Source organism: Allofournierella massiliensis, assembly GCF_004345265.1.
GTDB classification, from domain to species: domain Bacteria; phylum Bacillota; class Clostridia; order Oscillospirales; family Ruminococcaceae; genus Allofournierella; species Allofournierella massiliensis.
In genome coordinates this window covers 1-8,690 of record NZ_SLUM01000053.1, presented here as the reverse complement: position 1 = coordinate 8,690, position 8,690 = coordinate 1, and the positions used below count along the sequence as shown (strand labels likewise).

Here is an 8,690-nt window from a genome sequence, read left to right as displayed (position 1 = left end):
CTGATCTCATTTTTATCTCCTCCAATTATTGAAATAGGTGTGAAGCCATTTTAGGGCTTTCCCGCCTTGATTACCCTTTAGCAAAGACGGGCGGGGCTGTCAACGGCGGCGCATTCAATGCGCCGTTCATCTTGACCGTTGACTGGCTCGGCTGGCTTTGCTATTTTTATCGAATTGCATATTGGTAAATTGCATTGATATGTACTTGGGTTGTATTCACGATTGGCACATTAACATCTTCGGGCTTTATGGCAAGTGGCAGCTCCGTACAGGCGAGAATGAGTGCATCTACATTTTCTTTTTCAATGTATTTATTTGCCAGTGCAATCATTTTCTCTTTATCACTAGGAATTACTATGCCATTCTCTAAATTGGGGTATATCAGTTTTCCTAATAGAGATATTATTTTTTCGCTATCGCCTTTACAAGTAACATCATCGGGCGGCGAAGTTCATCTTCCATACCCGGAATATCCATCATCTCTTTAGGCGGTTCTGCTTCCTCTACAACTTTAAGCTCAAACCCATTGTTCAGCAATCCCATTATAATCTGTGTAAGTGTGTGATGTTGTTTTACTACATCACATCCTAAAAAATGTGTATTTCGTTCTCCTGTTATAAAGTAATTATCAATCGCCCAATATTGCGGTTTCCCATCATCTGTATAAATCCAATCCTGCCCAACTCCTGCGGTAAAAACAGGGTGTTCGATATTAAAAAGAAAAATTCCACCTGGTTTTAATGTCCTATACACTTTTTGAAATATTTCCACTATGTCCTCTATATAGTGCAGAGCTAAATTAGATATAACACAATCCCATTCATTTTCTGGATAGTCATATTCCTCTAATCCGCTAATACGATATTCAATTTGATTTCCTGAATTGCGCTTTTGGGCTTCCTCAATCATTTTCTTACTTAAATCGATCCCTAATATTTTTGTAGCTCCTTGTTCTTCTGCGAACTTGCAGTGCCAGCCATATCCGCACCCCAAGTCAAGAACAGATTTTCCTTCTAACGAAGGAAACAAAGGTTTTAATTGATGCCATTCACCAGCAGCTTTTAACCCCTCTTTACTGCGGGACATCTTTGCATATTCTTCAAAAAACTTCTCATTATCGTATTCATTATTCATAACCTTAACATCTCCTATTTTATCCTTCGGCACCGCCGCCTCCAGGCGGCTCCCCAACTTCATCTGCTCGATAAATGGGAATTGCACCAAAACAATCTAAGACAACAATGCTGCCCTACTTGCGATTTTTTCTTGTACTGCGGAAACAGTTTCTTGAATGGAATAATTGGTCGTATCTACAACATTCGATTCATATATTCCCAGATTGCAAAATTGCTCCCACATTGTTTCTACCAATTCGATATTTGTTTTTCGGTCTAACTTTGAGCGTTCAACAGCCCGCTTTAAGGTTTCTTCCTTACTTGCCCTTAAAATAATATAATGCACCTCATAATGTTCCCGAACAAGAGCTTTCCATGGCTCCAAAAACCATGGCCCGACAATCCCATCTACAATTACATCATATCCGCCACGAGCATATCGCTTTGCAGCTTCTAAAAAGGCTTCAATGACAACCAGATTTTGCTCGTTGGATTCTGGCAAATGTGGTGGTATTGCGCCTTTGCTTAAGTAATGAAAAAAGTCATCGGTGTGCATATGCACTGATTTATCCATATCTGATTCCTTTGCGACAATTGACGCAGTTGTTGTTTTTCCTGTCCCCGGTGAGCCTGTAATCACAATAATTCTTCCTTGATTCATCTATATTTTACCTCCACAAATTTTGATTTGTTGATAACTCATTATATCATAATTCTTTCGGTACGTCAGCACGAAAATAAGTATGTGGTTTTTCGTAAAGTGGTCTTGTCAAATAGAAGCGGGGAGCCGGCTGTGAAGTGGAGTCCCATGGTTCCCTTATAGTCATAAGTTCGTTCTTTTCATTCATTGTAAACAGTGCTTCTACATGAAGCTGCATATAGTACGAGTTGCTTTTTCCCATTTTCTAATATTCTCCTACATTTATTTCTCTGCCTGTTCAATCATTTTCTTTACTAACCGCTGAAACAGGTCGGCGGTTTCCTCGTCCATCGGCGCAAGCTGTCCAATCTGTCCGGCTATCATCGCCGTTACATCGTCAATGGAAAGCGGTTTTTTGTTTCTGTTCCGCCAGTGCGTCCCGCATGGCTTGGAACATAGCGGCGGTCACAGCTTCTCCCGGCTGTTCCCCGTTGTCTATGTCTTTCTTAATGTCCCGCAGGATAGCCAGGAACACATTTTTGATTTTTTCAATCTCCGCTTCATGTTCCCCCATCTTTTGGGCGTTCAAAAGCTGTAAATCCTGCTTCGCTTCTGCCCGGTGTTCCGGGTGTTCTTTCATCAGGTCGGACAGGGAAGCCGTTGCCATCTCGATAAGCTGGTTTCTTGCTGTTATGCCCTTTGCCGCCGTATCCTGAAAATAAATCCGTATCAAATCTATCAGCTTGGGAAAATTCCTGTGTTCCAACAGACGGTTGAGGATTTGCACATCAACAGCACCCGTCACAAGCCCCCTCACGGCCCCCTCTGACAAGCCTAATTCAGAAATATCGTAACTTTTACGGACGCTCACGGTAGACAAGCCCAGTATGTAGTCTGTCGATACCTTAAATTCCTTTGCCACACCTATGAGAATATCACTGCTTACCGTTCTTGTTTCGCCGCTGACAATGCGGCTCAATTGGGAAGCGGAAACGCCTATCTTCTCCGCAAGTTCCTTTTGTGTGATGTGGTTCCCGTTGCATAAATCGGAAATCCGCTGTCCGGGTGTTCCGGGTAAAGCCATAGACACGCACCTCCTCCGCATACTTCCATTATACAAGATAATTGCAAAAATGCAATTTCCAAAGTGTAAACTTCATCAAAATGCAATTCTCGCAAAAAGCCGGGATTTGCATTTTTTTCGTGTAGACTTAGGGTAGTTCATCGATGGACAGCACCTTGAAAACAGAATGACCGTCCGAAAAGAGAATACCACGGCTGGGGAAGCACCGCCAGGAGCCGGACTTTTGGACACTTTGTCCAGAGGTCACTTCGGGACAAAACGTCCCGAAGCTGCGGGGAGCGTGCCAACGCCGGAATACGCCGCTATTGTCGGGGCCCCCGCAAAGCCGCATGGCTTTGTGGGGAGAGGAGGAGCAGCGGAGCGAGTGAGTTTTGCCGCTTGCGGCGAAACGAGCGATACGCAGCTTGCGACGACGAGGCAGGAAACCTTTTCGGGGAGAACGGCAATGGAAAGCAAAATGGAGGGAACGCATGAGAGATAACCCCTATAAAGACTTGCCGCCGCTGGAACGCAGGCCGGACGGTTCCCTTTACCGCATGACACCGGCGCAGAAGAAACAGGCGGCCAGCCTGATACGCCGGGAGTGCTGTTGCTGTGAGGACGGCAACTGCATTGTCCTTGACGATGGGGACGCCTGCACCTGCCCGCAGACGGTTTCTTTCTCGGTCTGCTGTAAGTGGTTCCGCTGGGCGGTCTTGCCGCTGGACGGGACGCTGAAAGCGGAGATTTTCCGGGATAAGGACATGAAACGCTGTGCGGTTTGCGGCGGCGTGTTCGTCCCCAAATCCAACCGGGCTAAATACTGCCCGGACTGCGCCGCCAGAGTTCACAGGCGGCAGAAAACAGAAAGTGAACGGAAAAGGAGGTCTGCTGTGGACAGTTAGGAGCGGAAAAGCCTTGATTTATAAGGCTTCGCAGGCCCCAAACCGGGGCAGGTGGTATAAAGTATCGCCCGCCCCGGAAAACGGGCTTCTAACCGTCCACAAAACACGATATGACAAACACGATTTACATTCACCAGCCGGAACAGGCGTTCAGCTTCACCCGGCTCCCGAATTTTCTCTTTGAAGCCCCTACATTCAAGCCCCTGTCCAACGAGGCAAAGGTGTTGTACGCCTTTATCCTGCGCCGGACAGAGTTATCCCGCAAGAATGGGTGGGCGGACGAGTACGGGCGGATTTACCTGTACTATCCCATCTGCGAGGTAGTTGACCTGCTCCGCTGTGGGCGGCAGAAAGCGGTAAATACCATGCGGGAACTGCAATATGCCGGACTGGTGGAGATCCAGAAGCAGGGCTGTGGAAAACCCAACCGCATTTTCCCAAAATCCTATGAAGCGGTTCCGAACACCGACTTCAAGAAATCCCGTTCTGGTACGCCGGAGGGCTGAAAACCGTACCCATGAAGTACGGAAATCACTCCTGAGAAGTACGAAAACCGGACGGTATATAGAAATACAAAGATTAAAAAGATTGATTTATATTCTATCCATTCCAATCCTATCCGAGCTATTTTCTGCGGGATTTTCCCTGTGGAAAACCCCGGATAGGAAAGGAATGGGGAAAGGAGCAGAATGGCACAGCACGCAATTTTGCGTTTTGAGAAGCACAAGGGCAACCCGGCAAGGCCGCTGGAAGCCCATCACGAACGGCAGAAAGACCAATACGCCAGCAACCCTGATATTGACACCAGCCGGAGCAAATACAACTTCCATATCGTCAAGCCGGAGGGACGCTATTACCACTTCATTCAGAGCCGGATTGAGCAGGCCGGGTGCCGAACCCGCAAGGACAGCACACGGTTTGTCGATACGCTGATAACCGCCAGCCCGGAGTTTTTCAAGGGGAAATCCCCAAAGGAGATACAGGCGTTTTTCCAGAGGGCGGCGGATTTCCTCACCCACCGGGTAGGGCGGGAAAATATCGTGTCGGCGGTGGTACACATGGACGAGAAAACGCCCCACCTGCATTTGACCTTTGTTCCGCTGACAAAGGACAACCGCCTGTGCGCTAAGGAGATTATCGGCAACCGGGCAAACCTGACGAAGTGGCAGGATGATTTTCACGCCTACATGGTGGAGAAATATCCCGACTTGGAGCGTGGGGAAAGCGCCAGCAAGACAGGCCGGAAGCATATCCCCACCCGGCTTTTCAAACAGGCGGTTTCCCTCTCCCGGCAGGCAAGAGCCATTGAAGCCACACTGGACGGCATTAACCCGCTGAACGCCGGAAAGAAAAAAGAGGAAGCCCTCTCCATGCTGAAAAAGTGGTTCCCGCAGATGGAGAATTTCTCCGGGCAGTTGAAAAAGTACAAGGTCACAATCAATGACCTGCTGGCAGAAAATGAGAAGCTGGAAGCACGAGCCAGAGCCAGCGAGAGCGGCAAAATCAAAGACCGCATGGAGCGGGCAAAGCTGGAAAGCGAACTGCACGATATGCAAAGGCTGGTTGACCGTATCCCGCCGGATATACTGGCGGAACTGAAACGGCAGCAGCGGCAGTATGGAAAGGAAAGGTGATTTTATAAGTAACAATATCAGATACAAAAAGGAAACAGAAGTCGTGACTTTTCAGGGAAAGGAAATCACGCTGGAAAACCTCTCCCCGGTGTTCACGCCGGAGCAGGAAGCGACCAAACGCCGGGAACTGGAGCAGCAGCTTTATGAGGTGTTCCGCAAATATGCCGATAAGCGGCAGAAAGAGGAAGCCGGGGCATAAATCCCGAAGCCATCGTTGATTTGCGGGGCTGCTGGCGGTATAATAGAACTGTCAGCAGCTCCGTTTCTTTTTAAGAAAAGGAGCGACAAAATGAATAACAGGATAGACGCGATCTATGCAAGGCAATCGGTAGACAAAAAGGACAGCATTTCCATTGAAAGCCAGATTGAGTTTTGCAAATACGAATTGAAAGGCGGGAACTGTAAGGAATACACAGACAAAGGGTACAGCGGCAAGAACACAGACCGCCCGAAGTTTCAGGAACTGGTGCGGGATATTAAGCGGGGCTTGATTGCAAAGGTCATTGTTTACAAACTTGACCGTATCAGCCGTTCCATTCTGGACTTTGCCAACATGATGGAACTGTTCCAGCAGTACGATGTGGAGTTTGTGTCCTCTACGGAGAAGTTTGATACCTCCACCCCGATGGGGCGGGCTATGCTGAATATCTGTATCGTGTTCGCCCAGCTTGAACGGGAAACGATACAGAAGCGGGTGACAGACGCTTACTACTCCCGCAGTCAGCGGGGCTTCAAGATGGGCGGGAAAGCCCCTTACGGCTTCCACACCGAGCCTATCAAAATGGACGGTATCAACACAAAGAAGCTGGTGGTAAACCCGGACGAAGCGGCCAATATCCGGCTGATATTTGAGATGTACGCCCAGCCCACAACCTCTTACGGGGACATTACCCGGTACTTTGCCGAACAGGGGATTTTGTTCTACGGCAAGGAACTGATACGCCCCACACTGGCGCAGATGTTACGCAATCCCGTCTATGTGCAGGCGGACTTGGATGTGTACGAATTTTTCAAAAGCCAGGGTACGGTTATCGTCAATGACGCCGCCGACTTTACGGGGACAAACGGCTGTTATCTGTATCAGGGGCGGGATGTGAAGCCCAGCAAGAAAAACGACTTGAAAGACCAAATGCTGGTGCTGGCTCCCCATGAGGGCATTGTTCCGGCGGATATATGGCTGGCTTGCCGCAAGAAGCTGATGAACAACATGAAAATCCAGTCCGCCCGAAAAGCCACCCACACATGGCTGGCGGGGAAAATCAAGTGCGGGAACTGCGGATATGCGCTTATGAGTATCTTCAATCCGTCCGGCAGGCAATATCTCCGCTGTACGAAACGGCTGGACAATAAAAGCTGTCCGGGCTGTGGGAAAATCATCACTTCCGAACTGGAAGCGGTGGTTTACCAGCAGATGGTGAAGAAGCTGGAAAAGCACAAGACGCTGACGGGCAGGAAGAAAGCGGCAAAGGCCAATCCCAAAATCGCCGCCCTGCAAGTAGAGCTTCTCCATGTGGACAGCGAGATTGAAAAGCTGGTGGACAGTCTGACGGGCGCGAACAATGTCCTGCTCTCCTATGTGAATGTGAAGATAGCGGAACTGGACGGGCGCAAGCAGGAACTTGTGAAGCAGATAGCCGAGCTGACGGTGGAAACCATCAGCCCGGGACAGGTCAACCAGATTTCCGGCTACCTCGACACATGGGACGATGTATCCTTTGACGACAAGCGGCGGGTGGTGGATTTGATGATTACCACCGTTGCCGCCACAAGCGACAGCTTGAACATTACATGGAAAATCTGACGGGCGGTAATCCTCCCGTCAGACCGTTACCCTGTGTAGTCCCTTGTAAACTGTACTTTGTGTTATACTAAGAAAAAGTTGGAATTTTGATTTTGAAGGCGCCTGCGGCGCAAGCAAAACCCGGGCGTTGTGCCCAAAGTAAAGTGGGGATTGGCTGTGAGTTTGGAAGTAGCAATGTTTGGCGGGTTTGTGCTCCGCCACAATGGCGAACCGCTGAAATTAGAAAGAAATAACGTCACGCGCTCCATGCAGGTGCTGCAAATGCTGCTGTTCCATGGGGAGGAGGGCGTGCCCAAGGACGTCCTGATGGACCAGCTGTTTGGCTACGAGGATGGTGTGACCAATCCGGCCAACAACCTGAAGGTGACCATCAGCAACCTGCGGCGTATTTTGAAGCAGGTAGGCCTGGAGGACACCACCGTGATATTCAAGGCGGGCAGTTATTATCTGATCACATCGGAAGAGATCACGGTGGATTCCTTCCAGTTTCACCAGCAGGCGGAGCTGGCACTGGCCGCTCAGGGGGAAGAGCGGGTGGAGCTTCTGGAAGCTGCCTGTAACCTTTATAACGGCGATTTTCTGCCCCATCTGGCCGGATGTGACTGGGCCATGGTGGCAGCGGTTCATTATAAAGAAGAATATGCGGCCTGTGTGCACGCTCTCTGCGAAGAACTTCGCCAGCGGCAGGACTGGCAGCAGATGCTGCGGGTTTCCACCCGGGCATCCGGCCTGTGCCCTCAGGAGGACTGGGACATCCTTCGCATTCAGAGCCTGCTGGCCATGCAGCGCTATCAGGAGGCCAAGGAGGTCTACGAAGAAACTGCCAACCGCATGCTGGATGAATTCGGCGTCAAGCCCAGCGAACGGCTGAACGAGTGCATGCGCCAGCTGGAAACCGTACTGCCCAGCAGCAAGGCTTCACTGGAACAGCTGCAGGAAGTGCTCAAGGAAGAGGATGTATCCCGCGGCGCATATTATTGCCCCTTCCCCAGCTTTATCGATACATACCGCACTGTGAGCTGTATGCTGGAGCGCAGTGGTCAGTCGGCCTACCTGATGATGTGCTGGATTACCGACAAGCAGGGCCACCGCATCGAGCAGCGGAGCCAGGTGGCGCAGGTGATGCCCCAGGTGGGCGAAGCGATTCACTCCGCACTGCGCCGGGGCGATATCTACACCCGCGCCGAGGATGACCGGTTCCTGATCCTGCTCATGGGCATCAACCGGGAGAATTGCAGTATCGTCATCCAGCGGATCGACGAGTGCTACACTGAGCTGCGCCGCGGCAGCCGCGGCCCCGCCGTGACCCTTCATTATAAGATGGCCCCTGTGGGCGATATGAGCCCACAGCAGTGGAAGAGCGGCAGCGTGAACTGGGGCTGAGCATCCCACCATCAAAAACAAAAGTTAAGAAACAGAAAAGGATCTGTGTGCCGGAATGAACTGCTACCCGTCAAGAGGACAGTGAAAAAATATAAAGTTTTCCCGGCCAGCAGCCAGTAGGTTGCTGGCCACTTTTTATGCAGCGAAAA

Annotated in this window: 10 protein-coding genes; 6 read left to right on the top strand and 4 right to left on the bottom strand. The window is 50.0% G+C overall.

The genetic code is table 11. The features are described 5' to 3' along the window. Positions 1-166 precede the first annotated feature (166 nt). From EDD77_RS18770 to EDD77_RS17440, 4 genes are all read right to left on the bottom strand, one after another. Positions 167-358, bottom strand: coding sequence for an aspartate/glutamate racemase family protein (locus tag EDD77_RS18770; RefSeq protein WP_370751961.1), 192 nt, complete (start codon positions 356-358; stop codon positions 167-169). A 44-nt stretch (positions 359-402) separates the two neighbouring features. Beyond that, the gene (locus EDD77_RS17455; protein ID WP_022582627.1) at positions 403-1,134 is read right to left on the bottom strand and encodes a class I SAM-dependent methyltransferase; all 732 of its coding nucleotides are present in this window, start codon (positions 1,132-1,134) and stop codon (positions 403-405) included. Positions 1,135-1,230: 96 nt separating this feature from the next. Further along, the gene (locus EDD77_RS17450) at positions 1,231-1,776 is read right to left on the bottom strand and encodes an AAA family ATPase (RefSeq protein WP_007215980.1); all 546 of its coding nucleotides are present in this window, start codon (positions 1,774-1,776) and stop codon (positions 1,231-1,233) included. Between the two features lie 376 nt (positions 1,777-2,152). Then, on the bottom strand, positions 2,153-2,839 hold the full coding sequence (locus tag EDD77_RS17440; protein WP_455692608.1) for a helix-turn-helix domain-containing protein: 687 nt from the start codon (positions 2,837-2,839) through the stop codon (positions 2,153-2,155). Positions 2,840-3,309: 470 nt separating this feature from the next. Between EDD77_RS17440 and EDD77_RS17435 the strand changes: the two genes are divergently transcribed. The 6 genes from EDD77_RS17435 (at position 3,310) to EDD77_RS17400 (ending at position 8,541) form a co-directional block, all read left to right on the top strand. Next, the gene (locus EDD77_RS17435) at positions 3,310-3,723 is read left to right on the top strand and encodes a cysteine-rich VLP domain-containing protein (protein WP_007215983.1); all 414 of its coding nucleotides are present in this window, start codon (positions 3,310-3,312) and stop codon (positions 3,721-3,723) included. A gap of 110 nt (positions 3,724-3,833) precedes the next feature. Then, positions 3,834-4,229, top strand: a complete 396-nt coding sequence (locus EDD77_RS17430) for a replication initiator protein A (RefSeq protein WP_007215984.1) — start codon at positions 3,834-3,836, stop codon at positions 4,227-4,229. A gap of 183 nt (positions 4,230-4,412) precedes the next feature. Next, complete coding sequence (mobV, locus tag EDD77_RS17420) at positions 4,413-5,357, top strand: MobV family relaxase (RefSeq protein ID WP_007215985.1); 945 nt, start codon at positions 4,413-4,415, stop codon at positions 5,355-5,357. Continuing rightward, entirely contained in the window at positions 5,341-5,556 is a 216-nt protein-coding gene (locus EDD77_RS17415; RefSeq protein ID WP_007215986.1) for a hypothetical protein, read from the top strand. Before mobV ends, EDD77_RS17415 begins: the two co-directional genes overlap by 17 nt. 90 nt (positions 5,557-5,646) lie before the next feature. Next, complete coding sequence (locus tag EDD77_RS17410; protein WP_007215987.1) at positions 5,647-7,158, top strand: recombinase family protein; 1,512 nt, start codon at positions 5,647-5,649, stop codon at positions 7,156-7,158. Positions 7,159-7,314: 156 nt separating this feature from the next. After that, positions 7,315-8,541, top strand: a complete 1,227-nt coding sequence (locus EDD77_RS17400) for a BTAD domain-containing putative transcriptional regulator (protein ID WP_132587459.1) — start codon at positions 7,315-7,317, stop codon at positions 8,539-8,541. Positions 8,542-8,690: the final 149 nt, after the last annotated feature.